Genomic DNA, 18,220 nt, shown 5'->3' on the forward strand with positions numbered 1-18,220 from the left:
ACTCATCAGGCGACGAGTTGCTCCATGATACGTTGATACATACGGGCAAGCAGCTGCAGGTCGGCGGCATTAACACATTCATTTATTTTATGAATAGTGGCGTTGACCGGCCCAAGTTCGACTACCTGTGCCCCCATGCGGGCAATAAAGCGCCCGTCGGACGTCCCGCCTGTAGTCAGTAACTGCGGTTTAATTTCATTATAGTGCTCAATGGCGTTCACTACTGCATCCACCAGTTTACCGCGTTCAGTCAGGAACGGCTGACCGGAAAGCCACCAGTCGACGGTATAGCGCAACTGATGTTTCTCCAGCAGCGCGTGAACCCGTGCTTTAATCATCTCATCGGTCAGCTCAGTGCTGAAACGGAAGTTGAACTGGATAAACAGTTCTCCGGGGATAACGTTGTTGCTGCCGGTACCTGCCTGAATATTGGCAATCTGCATGCTGGTCGCCGGGAAAAACTCGTTACCCTGGTCCCACTCAATCGCCACCAGTTCGTTGAGCATTGGCGCCGCGCGGTGTACCGGGTTATCGGCCAGATGCGGATAGGCTACGTGCCCCTGCACGCCATGAATGGTCAGGTTGCAGGTCAGTGAACCACGACGTCCATTCTTGACTACGTCGCCAACGATTTCCGTGCTGGACGGCTCGCCAACCAGACAATAATCCAGTCGCTCATTACGCGCCATCAGTGCTTCAACCACCTTTACGGTGCCGTTTTTGGCGCTGGCTTCTTCGTCGGACGTTATCAAAAATGCCAGACGACCCTGATGGTTTGGATGCTGGGCGACAAAACGCTCTGCGGCCACGACCATCGCTGCCAGTGAGCCTTTCATATCGGCAGCGCCACGCCCGAACAGCATGCCATCGCGAATGGTCGGTTCGAACGGTGGATTGATCCAACGATCGACATCGCCGGCGGGCACTACGTCGGTGTGACCGGCAAATGCCAGGGTCTCACCTTTACCGCGCCATGCCCAAAAATTCTGTGTGTCACCAAAATCCATACGCTCAACGGTAAAACCTACCGCGCGCAGGCGTTCAATCATTAACGCCTGGCACCCGGCATCATCCGGGCTCAGGGAAGGACGGCGAATAAGCTGCTGTGTCAGCTCAATAACCGGGCACGACATAGACTACACCTCATTAAAAAACAGAGTATAACTGGATTCACTGAAACCAAGCAGCATAGGCTTACCCGGCGCGCAGAGCAATGGGCGTTTGATAATTGCTGGCATTTCAATCATCAATGCGGCGGCGGAAGCCGCATCGGTGATTTGACTGCGCGTGGATTCATCGAGTTTACGCCAGGTGGTTCCACGTGTATTGAGCAGCGCTTCCCAACCTAATTCTCTGATAAAGGACTGTAATAGCGTATTGTCAAGACCGTCGACGCGATAATCATGAAAGCGATAGTCAATACCTTGAGCTTCCAACCAGCGTCTGGCTTTTTTAATCGTGTCGCAATTCTTAATGCCGTAGAGGGTGATCATTTGAATCCTTATTAACTAATTTTGAATATCTATTCTTATGCTGATGAATGCAGATAATACATATTGTCATTCAGACGTTATAGAAAAATATAACATTGTTGGGCAATGGTTAATAATAATTCCTGAAAGTTCCAATAATCTGTGCTGAGACACAATTCAGAATTTATCTGTTTGCATCAGCCTGTTTTTCCATCAGAATTGGCAAAGTAGTAGATAGCGTATGAATATTTCAAAATATTGCAGTAAGTCACATAAAATTTATGAGTATGGCGCATAGTGATCACATAAACCCCAAACACGGGAGGATGTAATCACAACCATCGGTTAAATGTTCTTCTTTTGATGATGATGATTTTGTAGAATGCTCATAATAATAAGAGAGGTTGTTATGATTGAACGTGAACTGGGGAACTGGAAAGACTTTATCGAAGTGATGCTTCGTAAATAATTTTCTGGAAGAAATTCATATCCTGTAAAGGATAAAAAAAGGCGACTCAACGTAAGTCGCCTTTTTTGTGCCCGATTATTCCGGGCGCGGTTTCAACGGGAAGCGTCTGCGCACCAGCACAAAGAACAGGGGCACGAAGTAAATCGCCAGGATAGTGGCTGAAATCATTCCACCCATTACGCCTGTCCCCACCGCATGTTGACCGCCGGAGCCCGCGCCGCTGCTGATGGTCATCGGCAGCACTCCGAAGATAAACGCCAGCGAGGTCATCAGAATCGGACGCAAGCGCTGGCGACAGGCGTGGAGCGTGGCATCGAGCAGATCGTGTCCTTTCTCGTTCATCTCATTGGCGAATTCAACAATCAAGATTGCGTTCTTCGCCGATAGCCCGATAACGGTAAGTAACCCGACCTGGAAGTACACGTCGTTTTCCAGACCGCGCATCCAGGTCGCCAGCAGAGCACCAATGACCCCCAGCGGCACAACCAGCATGACAGAGAAGGGAACTGACCAGCTTTCATACAGGGCCGCCAGACACAGGAATACCACCAGCAGAGAAATGGCGTACAGGGCGGGGGCCTGAGAACCCGACAGCCGTTCCTGATAAGACATCGCAGTCCATTCGAGGCCAAATCCGGTCGGCAACTGGCGCACCAGCGATTCCATTATGTCCATCGCTGTACCGGTACTGACGCCGGGCGCGGCTTCTCCGACAATCTCGACCGCGGAGTAGCCGTTGTAGCGTTCCAGACGTGGTGAACCGGTTTCCCAGCGCGACGAGGCAAAGGCCGAGAAAGGCACCATGCCACCGTTGTTATTACGGACGTACCACAAATTGATGTCGTCAGGGAGCATGCGATATTTTGCTGCCGCCTGTACGTAAACCTTCTTCACGCGACCGCGGTCCATAAAGTCATTGACGTAGCTGGAACCCCAGGCCGTTTGCAATGTATCGTTGATGTCGTCGATGGAAACGCCCAGTGCCTGGGCTTTGCGCTGATCGATATCAATTTGCAACTGCGGGCTGTCGTCCAGACCGTTATGACGAACGCGGGTCAGGGAAGAATCCTTCCCGGCCAGCTCAATCAGCTTGTCGCGCGCGGCCATTAACGCGTCATGCCCCGCACCAGCGTGATCCTGCAGCTCCATATCGAAACCGGCAGAGCTTCCGAGGCCACTGATAGCCGGAGGGCTACTGGCGAAGACGCGGGCTTCTTTAATCTTATTAAAAGCTTTGGTCGCACGTTCAATGATGGCGAAAGAGGTTCCGGTGGTGGTGTCGCGCTCATCCCAGTCTTTTAAACGGACAAACATACGCGCCACGTTTTGACCGTTCCCGCCAGGGCCTGAACCGACCGTGGAAAAGACCGACATAATGTTGTCTTTCTCATGGGTGAAGTAATACTTCTCTACTTCCTCAACCACTTTCAATGTTTGCTGCTGTGTGGAGCCGCTAGGCAGCTGTACCGAGGTGGTAAACATGCCGCGGTCTTCCAGCGGCAGGAAGGAGGTTGGCAGGCGCAGGAACAGGAAAACCATTCCGCCGAGCAGCAGGCCGTAGATCAGTATCCAGCGCAGGCTGCGGTGCAGGATCCTGGCAACGCCTTTTTCGTAGCGCTCGGCGTTGCGATTAAACATTCGGTTAAACCAGCCGAAGAAACCGGTTTGTCCGTGATGCTCGCCCTTATGCAGCGGTTTGAGCAGGGTGGCGCACAGAGCAGGAGTGAGGATCATCGCCACCAGAACAGACAGCACCATTGCGGAGACGATAGTAATCGAGAACTGGCGGTAAATAGCCCCGGTAGTGCCGCCGAAGAAGGCCATCGGGATAAACACCGCCGACAGCACCATGGCAATACCAACCAGCGCGCCCTGGATTTGCCCCATCGATTTCCGCGTCGCTTCCCGCGGTGTGAGCCCTTCCTCACTCATAATACGCTCGACGTTTTCCACTACCACAATGGCGTCATCGACCAGCAGGCCGATCGCCAGCACCATCGCAAACATCGTCAAGGTGTTAACGCTATAGCCAAAGGCGTAAAGCACGGAGAAGGTCCCCATCAGGACGACGGGAACGGCGATGGTGGGAATCAGCGTGGCGCGGAAGTTTTGCAGGAACAGGTACATCACGAGGAATACCAGCGCTATCGCTTCCAGCAGGGTTTTTACCACGTCGATGATTGAGGCTTTGACAAAGGAGGTGGTTTCATATGCCACCTTATATTCCAGCCCATGTGGAAAATACTGTGACAGTTCGTCAAGGCGGTTGAGCACCAGCTCTGCCGTTGCCATTTCATTGGCGCCGGAGGCCAGTTTCACGCCCAGACCGGAAGCCGGGTTGCCGTTAAACCGGCTGAGGTAGTCGTACTTCTCGGCCCCCATTTCGACCGTTGCCACATCGCCCAGTTTAACTTCTGAGCCATCCTGGTTGACGCGTAGAGTAATGGCGCGGAATTCATCCGGAGTCTGCAGTAGCGACTGGGCGTTGATCGTCGCGTTCAGCGCCTGCTTGTCCACCGAAGGCGTACCGCCAAGTTGTCCGACCGCAATCTGCGCATTCTGTGACTCGATAGCGTCGGTCACATCTTTAGCGGTCATCTGGAAACTGTTCAGTTTGGCCGGGTCAAGCCAGATTCGCATGGAGTACTGTGAGCCGTAAGCGTCAATATCCCCCACGCCGTTAATACGGCTGAGCGGATCCTGAATGTTACTGGCGACATAGTCGGCGATGTCCTGCTTATCCATTGAGCCATCGGTGGAGACAAAGGCGATTGTCAGAATATTAGTGTCCCCGGTCTTACGCACCGTGACCCCCTGATCCTGTACCGCCTGCGGCAGTTTACGCATTGCCGATTGCAGCTGGTTTTGCACCTGCTGGACGGCCTCATCAGGATCGGTTCCGGCGACAAAGCTCAGCGTAACTGACGCCTGACCTGTCCCGCTGCTCTGTGACGACATGTACATCAGGTTATCGAGACCGGTCATGTTCTGCTCGATCACCTGGGTGACGGTGTTTTCCAGAGTCTGAGCCGAGGCGCCAGGATAGTTGGCGGTGACCCGTACATTTGGCGGCGCCAGATCGGGATATTGCTCAACGGGTAGTGAAAAAATAGCCAGGGCTCCTGTCAGGCACAACAGGATAGCTAACACCCAGGCAAAAATGGGGCGATCGATGAAAAAATTCGCCATTAAAAGAGGACCTCGTGTTTCTGCGTATCGTTATGGGTATGGCTTGCTTCACTTTAGCGGCAAGGTACGGGTCAAACGTGGAGAAAAAAAGAAGATAATGTAAATTATCATGCCCGTTTACAGCATACCTTTCGTGCCAACGCCGTCAGGCCAGGATCCAGACCCGACGGCGCTTTGCGGTTCTTTACGTTAGATCACTGTCTGATTCAGCCGAGCGGAAACTGATGCTTACCAACGTTCCTCCTCCGGAAGGTTGAGAGAAGGTCAACGTGCCGCTTAGTCTTTCCGCCCGCTCACGCATAATATTTAGTCCATAGTGCCCTGTAGGCTCATGCGGCTCGCCAATGCCGATGCCGTTATCGCGGATATAAACCGTGTGGTTGCCGTCCGGAGCCGTTACGCAACTGACGGCAATTTCGCTCGCACTGGCATGCTTAATGGCGTTCAGCACCGCTTCGCGGATGATCTGCAACAGGTGCACTTGCATTTGCGCATCCAACGCCAGCGTGGGTAACCGACAGTCGAGTGTGAGTTTAGCTGAGGTTTGATTTTGCAGCGTTTCCAGCATTTCATGCAGGGCGGAGGGTAAGTCTGCCTGTTGTAAGGTCAGACGGAAGGTGGTGAGCAGTTCGCGTAGCTGACGGTAGGCATCGTTCAGCGCCTGGGAGAAATCCGCCATAATGCTTTGCGCTGGGGCGTTATCTTCCGGAATTGACCGCTTCAGCAGCGTCAACTGAATGCGTAAATAAGAGAGCACCTGTGCCAGTGAGTCGTGCAGTTCGCGTGCAATCGTCGCTCGCTCCTCCATTAACAACAGTTGCTGAAAATGTTTTTGTGCCTGGTTGAAGTACAACCCGCGTCCCAGCATTGAGGAAACGCTGTTAAGCAGCGGAGTAGAAGCATTGACGTTTGGACTTTGCCAGTGCAGTTCGCCGTAGACGGTTTCCTGCATAGTGACCGGCAGGATCTGCATCGGTAGCTCCAGGCTTTTAGTCCCTTCGCTAATCCGCCAGTTATCACCGACGGTGAGCTCAAGGAAATACGCGGCATCATGTTCGCGGACGATCTGTAAAATATGGCGGAAACAGTACACGTCAATCTGGCTGGTATTTAACGCCTGGGAGCACTGATACAACACCTCCAGACGGCGATTGGCTTCATGGAGATCGTGAGTTTTCTCGGCAACAGACGCTTCCAGCGAGCGATACAGCTTGTGTAATTCACTCGACATCTGGCTAAACGTTTTGCCCAGCAACCCCAGCTCATTGGGCAAACCGGTATCAAGCGGTGGGATATTAAACTGACCGTGTTCAATTTGCTGACTGGCCATCACCAGTTTATTCAGCGGACGCACCACCTGCTGGCGAATGCGCCGCAGGGTAAAGAAGACGAGGGTGAATATGCCGATCCCGCCCGCCAGCGAGATACCAAATACCAGCATGACTTTACGCTCGGCATAATGTTGCAACGCCAGCACGAAGAGATCGATTTGATCGACGTAGTTGTTGATATTGGCCTGGTACCATTTTAAATCGCCGTCGATCAGGCGGGCATTCATTTCCAGCCAGTTAGCATGCAGACGTCCATAGCGGCTTTTTACCGCTTGTGGCACATACCACGCATTCAGATTCTGTAATGCCGGTGCGTTTAGCGCCTGCTGGAAAAGCTGGCGGTGGGCGTTAAGCTGCGAGCTCTGGCTTTGCAGATCGTAACCCAGACGGTAGCTTTGCATGCGCAATGAGCCAGCAACGTTGATGGCTTCGGCATCTCGCAAGCTGCTGGTCAGCGTGAGCAGCGCAATACCTGTTGAGAGAATTGACAGCAGCACTATGTAGAAAAAAGCTTTAGCCAGACTGGCCGAGACCGGACGCTTTACCGTCACTTGTGCATCCTCACACAATACACGTCGCGCCTGAAAACAGCGTGAACGATGCGGTGTATTTGATAAAGGTTAATAAAACGCCATGAAACTGGATGGTAACTGAAACACAATTTCATATGCGATGAAATAAATTGATCTGCCACAGGTTCTGCATAAATAGTTGTGCTTCCTGGGCAAATGAACATTGCCGCTTCCTTCCGTGTCGGTTAATAACACTCTTATAAAGAATAAGGTTTTTGCAACCAAAAAAGAAGGAAGCCATGAATCGTTTTATTATGGTCAATAGCCAGCAGTGCCTGGGATGCCATGCCTGTGAGGTCGCTTGCGTCATGGCTCACAATGGCGAACAGCATGTCCTGAGCCAACGGCATTTTCAGCCCCGAATTACCGTCATTAAACATCAGCAGCAGCGCAGCGCGGTGACCTGTCACCACTGCGAAGATGCACCCTGCGCCAGAAGTTGCCCAAATGGGGCAATTAGCCATGATAACGACAGCGTTCAGGTGAACCCGCAAAAGTGCATTGGCTGTAAATCGTGCGTCGTTGCCTGTCCTTTCGGCACGATGCAGATCGTACTCACTCCCGTCGCCAAAGGGAAGGTGAAAGCCACCGCGCACAAATGCGATCTGTGCCAGGGGCGTGAACAGGGGCCCGCCTGCGTAGAGAACTGCCCGGCGCAGGCGTTACAGTTGGTGACGGAAAACTCGCTTACCGGTCTGTCAAAAGCGCGCAGGCTGCGTACCGCAAGTCTGGAAAGCCAGCCATGGCACGCCAGCACTACCGATTTTGTTCCACATGTCATCACCAAACGTGAGCAAATGCAGGCGACGCCTGCGCGTGGTGAACCGGATAAACTGGCGATTGAGGCCCGGAAAACCAGCTTTGAAGAGATCTATCTGCCGTTTCGTACGGCGCAGGCGGAGCGGGAAGCCTCTCGCTGCCTGAAATGCGGCGACCACAGTATTTGTGAATGGACCTGTCCGTTGCATAACCACATTCCGCAGTGGATTGAGCTGGTCAAAGCCGGAAACATCGATGCCGCGGTTGAGCTTTCACATCAAACCAACTGCTTGCCGGAGGTGACCGGGCGTGTATGCCCGCAGGATCGACTCTGCGAAGGGGCATGCACGGTGCGTAGTGAGCATGGCGCAGTCACCATCGGTAATATTGAGCGTTACATCTCCGATCGGGCGCTGAGTAAAGGATGGCGGCCGGACTTAAGCCATGTGCAGAAAGTGGACAAGCGTGTTGCCATTATTGGCGCGGGTCCGGCGGGTCTGGCCTGCGCGGATGTGCTGGCGCGTAGCGGTATCAGTGCCACCGTGTACGATCGCCATCCTGAAATTGGCGGTTTGTTGACGTTCGGTATTCCGGCCTTCAAGCTGGACAAATCGCTGCTGACGCGTCGCCGTGAAATCTTCAGCGCTATGGGGATTCATTTCGAACTTAACTGTGAAGTGGGTAAGGACGTCGCACTTGAAAAGTTGCTGGAGGATTACGATGCCGTGTTCGTGGGGGTGGGAACCTATCGTTCCATGAAGGCGGACCTGCCAAATGAAGACGCGCCAGGCGTATATGATGCGCTGCCGTTCCTGATTGCCAACACCAAGCAGGTGATGGGGCTGGATGAGTTGCCTGAAGAACCGTTTATCGATACCGCTGGACTGAACGTGGTGGTTCTGGGCGGAGGCGATACGGCCATGGACTGTGTACGTACCGCGCTGCGCCACGGTGCAAGCCAGGTGACCTGCGCCTATCGTCGTGATGAAGCCAACATGCCGGGTTCGAAAAAAGAGGTGAAGAACGCCCGGGAAGAGGGGGCAAACTTCGAGTTTAACGTCCAGCCGGTTGAGCTGGTGTTGCATGCCGATGGGCGAGTCAGCGGCGTGCGTTTCTTACGTACCCAACTTGGCGAACCTGATGCGCAGGGGCGTCGTCGCCCGGTTCCCATCGCCGGGAGTGAGTTTGTGATGCCCGCAGATGCGGTGATCATGGCGTTTGGTTTTCACCCACACGGCATGCCGTGGCTGGAGTCGCATGGCGTTAAGGTCGATAACTGGGGGCGCATTGCCGCCGATGTTGAAAGCGCATACCGTTACCAAACCAGTAACCCGAAAATCTTTGCCGGTGGCGACGCGGTACGCGGTGCGGATCTGGTGGTGACGGCCATGGCGGAGGGGCGGCACGCCGCCCAGGGGATCGTCGACTGGCTGGGCGTAAAATCAGTCAAATCTCACTAATCGGCGTCCAGGCCGGATAAGACGCGTTAGCGTTGTTATCCGGCAATGTGCCGCATGAATGCCTGATGGCGCTTTGCTTATCAGGCCTACATTGTTCCAAGACAAACCCGGTTTCACGGCGTAGTATTATTTCTCACTTCTTGCTGTGGAGCCGGTATGTCGCAAAAAATTACCCTCATCAAAGATAAAGTCCTCTCCGATAACTACTTCATCCTGCGCAATATCACCTATGACCTGACCCGTAGCACTGGGGAGGTGATTCGTCATAAACGCGAGGTTTACGATCGCGGTAACGGTGCCACAATCCTGCTGTATAACCCGGAGAAGAAAACGGTGGTCTTAATTCGCCAGTTCCGCGTCGCCACCTGGGTCAACGGTAATGAAGATGGTCAACTGATTGAAACCTGCGCCGGGCTGTTGGATAACGACGAACCGGAAGCGTGCATTCGCAAAGAGGCCATTGAAGAGACCGGCTTTGAAGTGGGCGAAGTGCGCAAACTGTTTGAGTTATACATGTCGCCGGGCGGCGTGACGGAAATAATCCACTTCTTCATTGCACAATACAGTGACAGCCAGCGAGCAAACGCTGGTGGCGGTGTGGAAGATGAAGACATTGAAGTTCTGGAACTGCCGTTTACACAGGCGCTGGAAATGATCAAAACGGGTGAGATCCGTGACGGTAAAACGGTGCTATTGTTGAACTATTTGCAGTCGTCGCATCTCATGGACTAATGCGTGGGATTTATATTTCTTTACAAATTTACGGCCAATCCGACAATTCTTATTGAGCCACATCAGTCGCGCAAGGAAGATACCGCTTAGGCTGTGTGTTTTGACTTCGGGGTTGTACCGTCCATGCGCTATCGCGTTATTCTCCTTTTCCTGCTTGGGTTGCTACCAGCCCGATTGCTCTGGGCTGCGCCCGCGCAACAGGCGTTTTCTGACTGGCAGGTGACGTGTAATAACCAAAATTTTTGCGTGGCGCGCAATACCGGAGAGCACCACGGCCTGGTCATGACCTTGAGCCGCAGCGCCGGGGCACATACTGACGCCGTGTTGCGTATTGAGCTGGGCGGGCTGGAATCGTCCAACGTCAAAGAGAGCGATATTGCGCCGCGTCTGTTGTTGGATGGTGTGCCGCTCTCGCTGAGCGGCGAGCACTGGCGTGTTACCCCATGGCAAATGATGACCGATGATCCCGCCACCATTAGCGCATTTTTACAAACCGTACAGGACGCGAAGGCGATTACCCTGCAAAAAGGTGCGCAAAATCTTTCGCTGGTCGGGCTAAAAGCCGCATTGTTGTTTATCGATGCCCAGCAAAAACGGGTTGGCAGCGAAACCGCATGGATCGAAAAAGGTAACGAGCCTCCGCTCAGTGTACCTCCTGCCCCCGCGCTGAAAGGCGTAGCGGTCATTAACCCAACACCAACGCCTCTCACACAGCAAGAGCGCAGTGAACTGCTGGACTATGGTAACTGGCGAATCAACGGTATTCGTTGCTCTATCGATCCGCTGCGTCGCGAGATGCGCGTCACGGCCCTAACGGATGATAAAGCGCTGCTGATGATTGGCTGTGAGGCCGGAGCGTATAACACTATCGATCTGGCGTGGGTGGTTTCACGTACAACCCCGCTGACTTCACGCGCGGTACGGTTAAGCCTGCCTTTTAAAACGGATGCGGAAAGTCGCGATATGGAGCTGACCAACGCTACGTTTGACGAGAAGTCGCGGGAGTTGGTAACCCTCGCCAAAGGACGAGGGATGGCAGATTGCGGGATCCAGACCCGCTGGCGCTACGATGGTCAGCGTTTTCGTCTGGTGCGTTATGCCCAGGAGCCAAGCTGCGATAACTGGCATGGGCCAGACGCCTGGCCCACGCTGTGGATCACACGTTAAGCACCTTGTGTGCTTTGTCGACGATGTTATCTACCGTAAAGCCGAAGAACGGGAACAGCTTGTCTGCCGGTGCCGACTCCCCATAGCCCGTCATCCCAACAATCGCCCCTTTCAGCCCAACATATTTGTACCAGTAGTCGGCAATACCGGCTTCTACCGCCACGCGCGCGCTGACGTTTGCCGGCAGGACCGACTCCCGGTACGTCTCATCCTGGGCGTCGAAGATATCGGTTGAAGGCAGAGAAACTACACGTACGTTACGGCCTTCGCCGGTCAGTTTTTCCGCTGCCAGCAGTGTGATTTCCATTTCTGAACCGGTAGCAATCAGGATAACATCCGGCTTACCGCCGCCGTCCTTCAGCACATAGCCGCCGCGGGCAATTTGCTGCACCTGCTCAGGTGTGCGCTCAACCTGCGCCAGATTCTGCCGCGAGAGGATCAGCGCCGTTGGCCCGTCATGGCGTTCGACCGCCAGCTTCCAGCCTACTGCCGCCTCAACCTGATCGCATGGTCGCCAGGTACTGAAATTAGGTGTCAGGCGTAGGCTGGCGAGTTGTTCGACGGCCTGGTGCGTGGGACCATCTTCCCCCAGGCCAATCGAGTCGTGGGTATAAACCATGATTTGTCGGGCTTTCATCAGCGCCGCCATGCGCGCGGCATTACGGGCATATTCAACAAACATCAGGAACGTGGCAGTGTAAGGTACGAAGCCCCCGTGGTGCGCGATACCATTGGCAATGGCGGTCATGCCAAATTCCCGCACGCCGTAGTGGATGTAGTTTCCTGCATGATCCTCTTTAAGAGAGGAGGAGCCTTTCCAGATGGTCAGGTTGCTGGGTGCCAGATCCGCCGAGCCGCCGAGCAGTTCTGGCAGTATCGGCCCATAGGCGTTCAGGGTATTTTGCGAAGCTTTACGGGTGGCTATTTTGGTTGGGTTGGCTTGCAGGTCGGTAATATATTTCTGGGTTGTTGCTTCCCACTCCTTAGGCAGTCCGCCGCTCATCCGGCGAGTAAACTCTGCCGCCAGTTCTGGGTAGGCTTGTTCGTAAGCTGCGAATTTTTCCTTCCAGCCCTGTTGCGCTTTTTCGCCTTTCTCGCGTGCGTCCCAGGCCCGGTAAATCTCTTTGGGGATTTCAAAAGCAGGATGATGCCACCCCAGTTTCTGCCGGGTCAGCGCCACCTCTTCTTCGCCCAGCGCAGCGCCGTGCGCTTCCTCTTTCCCGGCTTTATTCGGTGAGCCAAAACCAATCACCGTGCGGCAGATAATCAGCGACGGTTTATCGGTAACAGCCTGCGCTTCCTGAATGGCTTTTTTCACCGCCTCAGGGTCATGACCGTCAATGTCGTGCACTACATGCCAGTGGTAAGCCTCAAAGCGTTTTGCAGTATCGTCGGTAAACCAGCCTTCGGTTTCGCCATCAATTGAGATGCCGTTGTGATCGTAGAAGCCGATGAGTTTGCCAAGCCCCAGCGTGCCCGCCAGCGAACAAGCCTCGTGTGAAATACCCTCCATCAGACAGCCGTCGCCCATAAAGACCCAGGTAAAGTGGTTAACAATCTCATGGTCCGGCTGGTTAAACTGCGCTGCCAGCGTGCGTTCGGCAATGGCCATGCCGACGGCGTTGGCTAAACCCTGGCCCAGCGGTCCGGTGGTGGTTTCCACGCCCGGCGTGTAGCCAATTTCCGGGTGACCTGGCGTCTTTGAATGGAGCTGACGGAAGTTCTTTAATTCTTCGATCGGCAGGTCGTAACCGGAAAGATGCAATAGGCTGTAAAGCAGCATTGAGGCGTGGCCGTTGGACAGAATAAACCGGTCACGATCGTACCAGGTGGGATCGGTCGGATTATGGCGTAGAAAATCGTTCCACAGCACTTCGGCGATATCGGCCATCCCCATTGGTGCTCCTGGGTGGCCGGAGTTAGCTTTTTGGACGGCATCCATACTCAGCGCACGAATGGCATTGGCAAGCTCTTTACGGGTCATAGGAAATACTCCTTGAAAAGTAAAGTGTTAGATGCGTGTTGTGATTCACACTTTTGGGAAAATTGCGGGCGTTGTCAGCAAAAAGCATAGCAGACAGGCATGGTATTGCTGGATTAAGCAGGTAACATGGCTGTTATAAATTGATAACAAATTCTTTCTTTGAATGGTGAGAGTTTGGGGACCTTCAAAGTTTGTGCCGTTGACTGAGGTGATAATGTGCGGCTCAGTAGAATGGTTACCCGCGCCACTTTTTTGATAGATACGTGAAAGGAACAACAAGATGGATGACCAGTTAAAACAAAGCGCCCTCGATTTCCACGAATTTCCGGTACCCGGTAAAATCCAGGTTTCTCCGACCAAGCCTCTGGCAACGCAGCGCGACCTGGCGCTGGCCTACTCGCCGGGCGTGGCTGCACCGTGTCTTGAAATTGAAAAGGACCCGCTGGCAGCCTACAAATACACCGCGCGCGGCAACCTGGTTGCGGTTATTTCCAACGGTACGGCGGTGCTGGGCCTGGGCAATATTGGCGCACTGGCCGGCAAACCGGTGATGGAAGGTAAAGGCGTTCTGTTTAAGAAATTCGCCGGGATCGACGTGTTCGACATTGAAGTCGATGAACTCGATCCGGATAAATTTATCAATGTGGTTGCGGCCCTGGAACCCACGTTTGGCGGTATCAACCTCGAAGATATCAAAGCGCCGGAGTGCTTCTACATTGAGCAAAAGCTGCGCGAACGCATGAATATTCCGGTCTTCCACGATGACCAGCACGGTACAGCAATCATCAGTACTGCCGCAATTCTGAACGGTCTGCGGGTGGTTGAGAAAAATATCTCCGACGTGCGCATGGTGGTGTCTGGCGCAGGCGCGGCGGCGATTGCCTGTATGAACCTGCTGGTAGCGCTGGGTATGCAGAAACACAATATTGTGGTCTGTGACTCCAAAGGCGTGATTTACAAAGACCGCGAACCGAACATGGCGGAAACCAAAGCGGCTTATGCGGTGGTGGATGACGGTAAGCGTACGCTGGATGATGTCATTGACGGCGCAGATATTTTCCTCGGTTGCTCCGGTCCGAAAGTGCTGACGCAGGAAATGGTTAAGAAGATGGCGCGTGCGCCAATGATTCTGGCACTCGCTAACCCGGAACCGGAAATCCTGCCGCCGTTGGCAAAAGAGGTGCGTTCCGACGCAATCATTTGTACTGGTCGTTCAGACTACCCGAACCAGGTTAACAACGTCCTGTGCTTCCCGTTCATCTTCCGCGGTGCGCTGGATGTTGGTGCGACGGCCATCAACGAAGAGATGAAACTGGCGGCGGTGCACGCCATTGCTGAGCTGGCGCATGCCGAGCAGAGTGAAGTGGTGGCCTCTGCTTATGGCGATCAGGACCTGAGCTTCGGCCCGGAATACATCATTCCGAAACCGTTCGACCCGCGTCTGATCGTCAAAATCGCCCCTGCTGTGGCGAAAGCAGCGATGGACTCTGGTGTGGCAACGCGTCCGATTGCCGACTTTGACGCTTACATCGATAAGCTGACTGAATTCGTCTACAAAACCAACCTGTTCATGAAGCCAATTTTCTCCCTGGCACGCAAAGCGCCGAAGCGTGTGGTGCTGACGGAAGGGGAAGAAGCGCGCGTACTGCATGCTACCCAGGAGCTGATTACTTTAGGGCTGGCAAAACCAATCCTGATCGGTCGTCCGAGCGTTATTGAAATGCGTATCCAGAAACTGGGGCTGCAGATCAAAGCGGGCGTCGATTTTGAAATCGTCAACAACGAATCCGATCCGCGCTTTAAAGAGTACTGGAGTGAGTATTATCAGATCATGAAGCGCCGTGGGATCACCCAGGAGCAGGCGCAGCGTGCGGTGATTGCCAACACTACGGTGATCGGTGCAATCATGGTGCAGCGTGGCGAAGCGGATGCGATGATCTGTGGTACGATTGGCGACTACCATGAGCACTTCAGCGTGGTGAAAGAGGTGTTTGGTCATCGTGACGGCGTGCATACTGCTGGGGCGATGAACGCCTTGCTGCTGCCAAGCGGTAACACTTTTATCGCCGATACTTACGTCAACGACGATCCTACGCCTGAGCAACTGGCGGAAATCGCCGTGATGGCGGCAGAGACTGTGCGTCGCTTTGGTATTGAACCGAAGGTGGCGTTGCTGTCGCACTCCAACTTTGGTTCCTCTGACTGCCCGTCGGCCAGCAAAATGCGCGAAGCGCTGGAGCTGATTAAGGCGCGCGCGCCAGAGTTGATGATTGACGGCGAAATGCACGGCGATGCCGCGCTGGTGGAAAGTATCCGTAATGACCGCATGCCGGACAGTCCGCTGAAAGGCTCAGCTAATATTCTGGTGATGCCGAATATGGAAGCGGCCCGTATTAGTTACAACTTACTACGCGTTTCCAGTTCTGAAGGCGTAACGGTTGGCCCGGTGCTGATGGGGGTTGCGAAACCTGTTCATGTATTAACGCCGATCGCCTCTGTTCGTCGTATCGTTAATATGGTGGCGCTGGCGGTTGTAGAAGCACAGACTCAGCCGCTGTAATTATGTTAGTGTGAAGTATGAACCCTTACCCTGGCTTGAATGGGGTAAGGGGGAATTTCATTGATATCATTAAAATTATGTTTTGTGATTTTTTATCATCTCTTTAGTTTATTGGTTTATCCTTTTCTTGTTTCGAATCTATCACTACGACCGTAAATTCTTCCTTGAAGTCACTTCCCGGACACTGAGTTCTCCACATCCAGCGTAAAACACAAACCATTTTGTGACATAACCTTGTCCTTGTATATCAGCCGATACTGACTGTGCCGCTGCCGATCACCACGCCGCCACAGTCAATTGCATCACCGGTTCTGGCGGCAGGCAGGCCGTCAATAAACACAGTGCCTGAACCACTGGCTATTTTTCGGGGGTGAGGTGGGTGTTTCGGTTTATCGTGAGGCGTCAGTGGGTCACTCATACGGGCAGCAGGCAATCCATCAATAAATACCGTGGGTGAACCCGCTGTAATGACAGTTTCGTGATAACCATCGTGCTGGGTACCTTTATCGTTAAGTCGGGCTGCTGTGGGCATGGGGATCCTCCATAATATTTAGTCAGAGTTAGAGCAGAAATTAAATTTATGTTAATAAATGATTTTAAATTTAGAATTTATTGCTATTACATGATCTTCAGAAGATTATCTTTTGTGATTCAAGTGTTCTCCATTATTAATGTTGTGAGTAAAAACAATATTTGAATGTTTACAATGCAGCCAAATTTTTAAAATATCATTTTGTAATGATATGTAAGTTATGTTCTATATCTGAATCATTCATACTTTATGTGCAATTGCTGGACAAGATTCATACTTATGATTTATTGAGTGGGGCAGTTACTCAAGAGCAAGGTAATACAAATTTAGACGTAGTGTCACCTAGCAGAGAAAATAACACTACGCCATTGTCCTGAGAGGGCCGGTAAAAAATATAACAGTATTCGACTCAGCTATTTGGCTTTAATTGAAAACACTATCGATAGTTTCATACCCTGTCTTATTTTGTTTTTTTTGAAATCAAACTATTTAAAAGCGCATCCAGCTCTCTTGAGTGATAAAAATCAACACAATCATATATAACCATATTTAGCTGAGCCAGATCGCCTTCAGTTTGTCTGGTTTTATAAAAATTATCTGTTTTACTTTTTATAAACATATCAAGAGCATTATTTTTATCACTACTAAAAGCTAATCCTTTCTCGATATCAATGAATCCCATTGTATAATCTTTCAAGGGTAGTTTATTAAAATCCATTCCCATTTCCTCATAATTATTAGTAATGCATCGAGCAAGAGAATACGTTTTGTAATTATCTAGAAGATGCTCATGGATATTGAGATCGTTTCCATTTGAACAAATGGCATATCTGGGAACAAAAAATAAAAAAAAGACTAAGTTGAGTCTGTGTATCATTATTTCAACTCCCAAAAGTATATTGCGGCAGTATATTCTGCGATATAGTAATGATCGGCCATAACTCTATTCCCGGTCCATAATGTTGCATGCCCTGATGCGTGGAAATCTCTAGGGGATTTAGGGATCATAATATAAATACCCTTCTTGCCATCTAGTTTTGAACTTACATCACTCAGGTTAGTCGGGAAATTTACAACTATGTCAGCCTTTCCCCACTTACCTTCGAGAATACTCTTTAATTTTTCAGCGCCAGGTTCAATTTGCTTACCATAAAATTTATGATTTTTATTTGTTATTTTTATCCCTCGGTTCCCAACCTGCCTCACTCCACCAGCAAGCAACGCTAGGGAAACTCTTGTCCCACAAGCATTAAAATATATCGTTTTATCATAACTCGCACCAAAAACATTAGTAAAAACGGTATCATAATACTCATCACCTTCCGATGAAGTACCTCCATTAACTTTAGGGTATCCATTATAAACATTATTCCATGTAGGTCTTCTTGCCGTCAAAGAGGACTTTTGTCCCCCTGCGCTTGCGTGAACTTTACCCATTACAATATCCTTATTGCACGCTCATTAGCACATCACTAAAAACATTGCGTATGCAAACATTTCCAGTATTATCAACAATTCCAGTAACAGTTATTATTTGTTTAATATTATCTATGTCATTATATTCCACAGCACAACAAACACTTTCGCCAGGATTATAGTTTTCTGTCTGAATATGAAGGTTCAGGTCAACATAATGTCTCGATATATCACCAAGCTCTATTTTATCTTCACCATAAGACCAACTAATCGAGGTAATTTTTTTCTCTTCATCTACATCTTCCGACTCAATCACCGGATTACCTGAGACATTCGAATCATCGCCGCCTCCTGAATTTTCTCCAGTGCCATCACTTGATAAAGTTGCCAGAACAACTGGTTGCAGTGTCCCCACGGCTGTACCTGGACTCCCGCCGCTGTTGAGATTGATTTTCGGCCCCATAATATCCACGCCACCCGGGTGGATGACCACAAACGAACCGCCCACCTTCAGGCTTATCCGGCTGCTGCTTTCCAGCACAATATCGCTCTGAACCTTTATTCCCAGCGCGCCGCT

13 protein-coding genes and 1 pseudogene are annotated in these 18,220 nt (G+C 51.7%); 5 read left to right on the plus strand and 9 right to left on the minus strand.

Going from position 1 to position 18,220, the window contains the following annotated elements:
* Window positions 1-5: 5 nt before the first annotated feature.
* A complete protein-coding gene (dapE, locus tag OGX66_RS13030) occupies window positions 6-1,133 on the minus strand; it encodes a succinyl-diaminopimelate desuccinylase (protein ID WP_003037976.1) in 1,128 nt (375 codons plus the stop codon).
* Between the two features lie 3 nt (window positions 1,134-1,136).
* Window positions 1,137-1,493 (minus strand): ArsC family reductase, encoded by a 357-nt coding sequence (locus OGX66_RS13035; protein WP_088903190.1) that lies wholly within the window; start codon window positions 1,491-1,493, stop codon window positions 1,137-1,139.
* Between the two features lie 388 nt (window positions 1,494-1,881).
* Here OGX66_RS13035 and ypfM point away from each other — a divergent pair, with 388 nt between their 5' ends.
* Window positions 1,882-1,941 (plus strand): protein YpfM, encoded by a 60-nt coding sequence (gene ypfM / locus OGX66_RS13040; RefSeq protein WP_001386977.1) that lies wholly within the window; start codon window positions 1,882-1,884, stop codon window positions 1,939-1,941.
* A gap of 75 nt (window positions 1,942-2,016) precedes the next feature.
* Here the strand turns inward: ypfM and acrD are convergent, their stop codons facing one another.
* Both acrD and narQ read right to left on the minus strand, forming a co-directional pair.
* Entirely contained in the window at window positions 2,017-5,130 is a 3,114-nt protein-coding gene (gene acrD / locus OGX66_RS13045; protein ID WP_136345773.1) for a multidrug efflux RND transporter permease AcrD, read from the minus strand.
* 184 nt (window positions 5,131-5,314) lie between these two features.
* A complete protein-coding gene (narQ, locus tag OGX66_RS13050) occupies window positions 5,315-7,012 on the minus strand; it encodes a nitrate/nitrite two-component system sensor histidine kinase NarQ (RefSeq protein ID WP_057102005.1) in 1,698 nt (565 codons plus the stop codon).
* A gap of 260 nt (window positions 7,013-7,272) precedes the next feature.
* On the opposite strand from narQ, the gene aegA reads away from it, so the two are divergent.
* The 3 genes from aegA to OGX66_RS13065 all read left to right on the plus strand — a co-directional run bounded on the left by aegA (window position 7,273) and on the right by OGX66_RS13065 (window position 11,151).
* Window positions 7,273-9,252 (plus strand): formate-dependent uric acid utilization protein AegA, encoded by a 1,980-nt coding sequence (gene aegA, locus OGX66_RS13055; protein ID WP_088903192.1) that lies wholly within the window; start codon window positions 7,273-7,275, stop codon window positions 9,250-9,252.
* 156 nt (window positions 9,253-9,408) lie between these two features.
* Window positions 9,409-9,984, plus strand: coding sequence for a GDP-mannose pyrophosphatase NudK (nudK, locus tag OGX66_RS13060; protein WP_003838513.1), 576 nt, complete (start codon window positions 9,409-9,411; stop codon window positions 9,982-9,984).
* Between the two features lie 123 nt (window positions 9,985-10,107).
* On the plus strand, window positions 10,108-11,151 hold the full coding sequence (locus OGX66_RS13065; protein WP_088903398.1) for a DUF1176 domain-containing protein: 1,044 nt from the start codon (window positions 10,108-10,110) through the stop codon (window positions 11,149-11,151).
* On the opposite strand, the gene tkt is transcribed toward OGX66_RS13065, so the two are convergent.
* Window positions 11,141-13,135, minus strand: a complete 1,995-nt coding sequence (tkt, locus tag OGX66_RS13070) for a transketolase (protein ID WP_270934385.1) — start codon at window positions 13,133-13,135, stop codon at window positions 11,141-11,143. The genes OGX66_RS13065 and tkt overlap by 11 nt on opposite strands.
* A 280-nt stretch (window positions 13,136-13,415) precedes the next feature.
* Here tkt and maeB point away from each other — a divergent pair, with 280 nt between their 5' ends.
* Entirely contained in the window at window positions 13,416-15,695 is a 2,280-nt protein-coding gene (gene maeB, locus OGX66_RS13075) for an NADP-dependent oxaloacetate-decarboxylating malate dehydrogenase (protein ID WP_003838520.1), read from the plus strand.
* 247 nt (window positions 15,696-15,942) lie between these two features.
* Here maeB and OGX66_RS13080 read toward each other — a convergent pair whose 3' ends face one another.
* The 4 genes and pseudogenes from OGX66_RS13080 to OGX66_RS13095 all read right to left on the minus strand — a co-directional run.
* Window positions 15,943-16,227 (minus strand): type VI secretion system PAAR protein, encoded by a 285-nt coding sequence (locus tag OGX66_RS13080; protein WP_031605187.1) that lies wholly within the window; start codon window positions 16,225-16,227, stop codon window positions 15,943-15,945.
* Between the two features lie 460 nt (window positions 16,228-16,687).
* Complete coding sequence (locus OGX66_RS13085; protein WP_225990936.1) at window positions 16,688-16,945, minus strand: hypothetical protein; 258 nt, start codon at window positions 16,943-16,945, stop codon at window positions 16,688-16,690.
* A 158-nt stretch (window positions 16,946-17,103) separates the two neighbouring features.
* Complete coding sequence (locus OGX66_RS13090; protein WP_088903194.1) at window positions 17,104-17,664, minus strand: T6SS effector amidase Tae4 family protein; 561 nt, start codon at window positions 17,662-17,664, stop codon at window positions 17,104-17,106.
* 10 nt (window positions 17,665-17,674) lie between these two features.
* Window positions 17,675-18,220 (minus strand): annotated as a pseudogene (locus tag OGX66_RS13095) (hypothetical protein); the annotation flags it as partial.

It is taken from the genome of Citrobacter sp. Cf072, from assembly GCF_030334485.1.
GTDB classification, from domain to species: domain Bacteria; phylum Pseudomonadota; class Gammaproteobacteria; order Enterobacterales; family Enterobacteriaceae; genus Citrobacter; species Citrobacter freundii.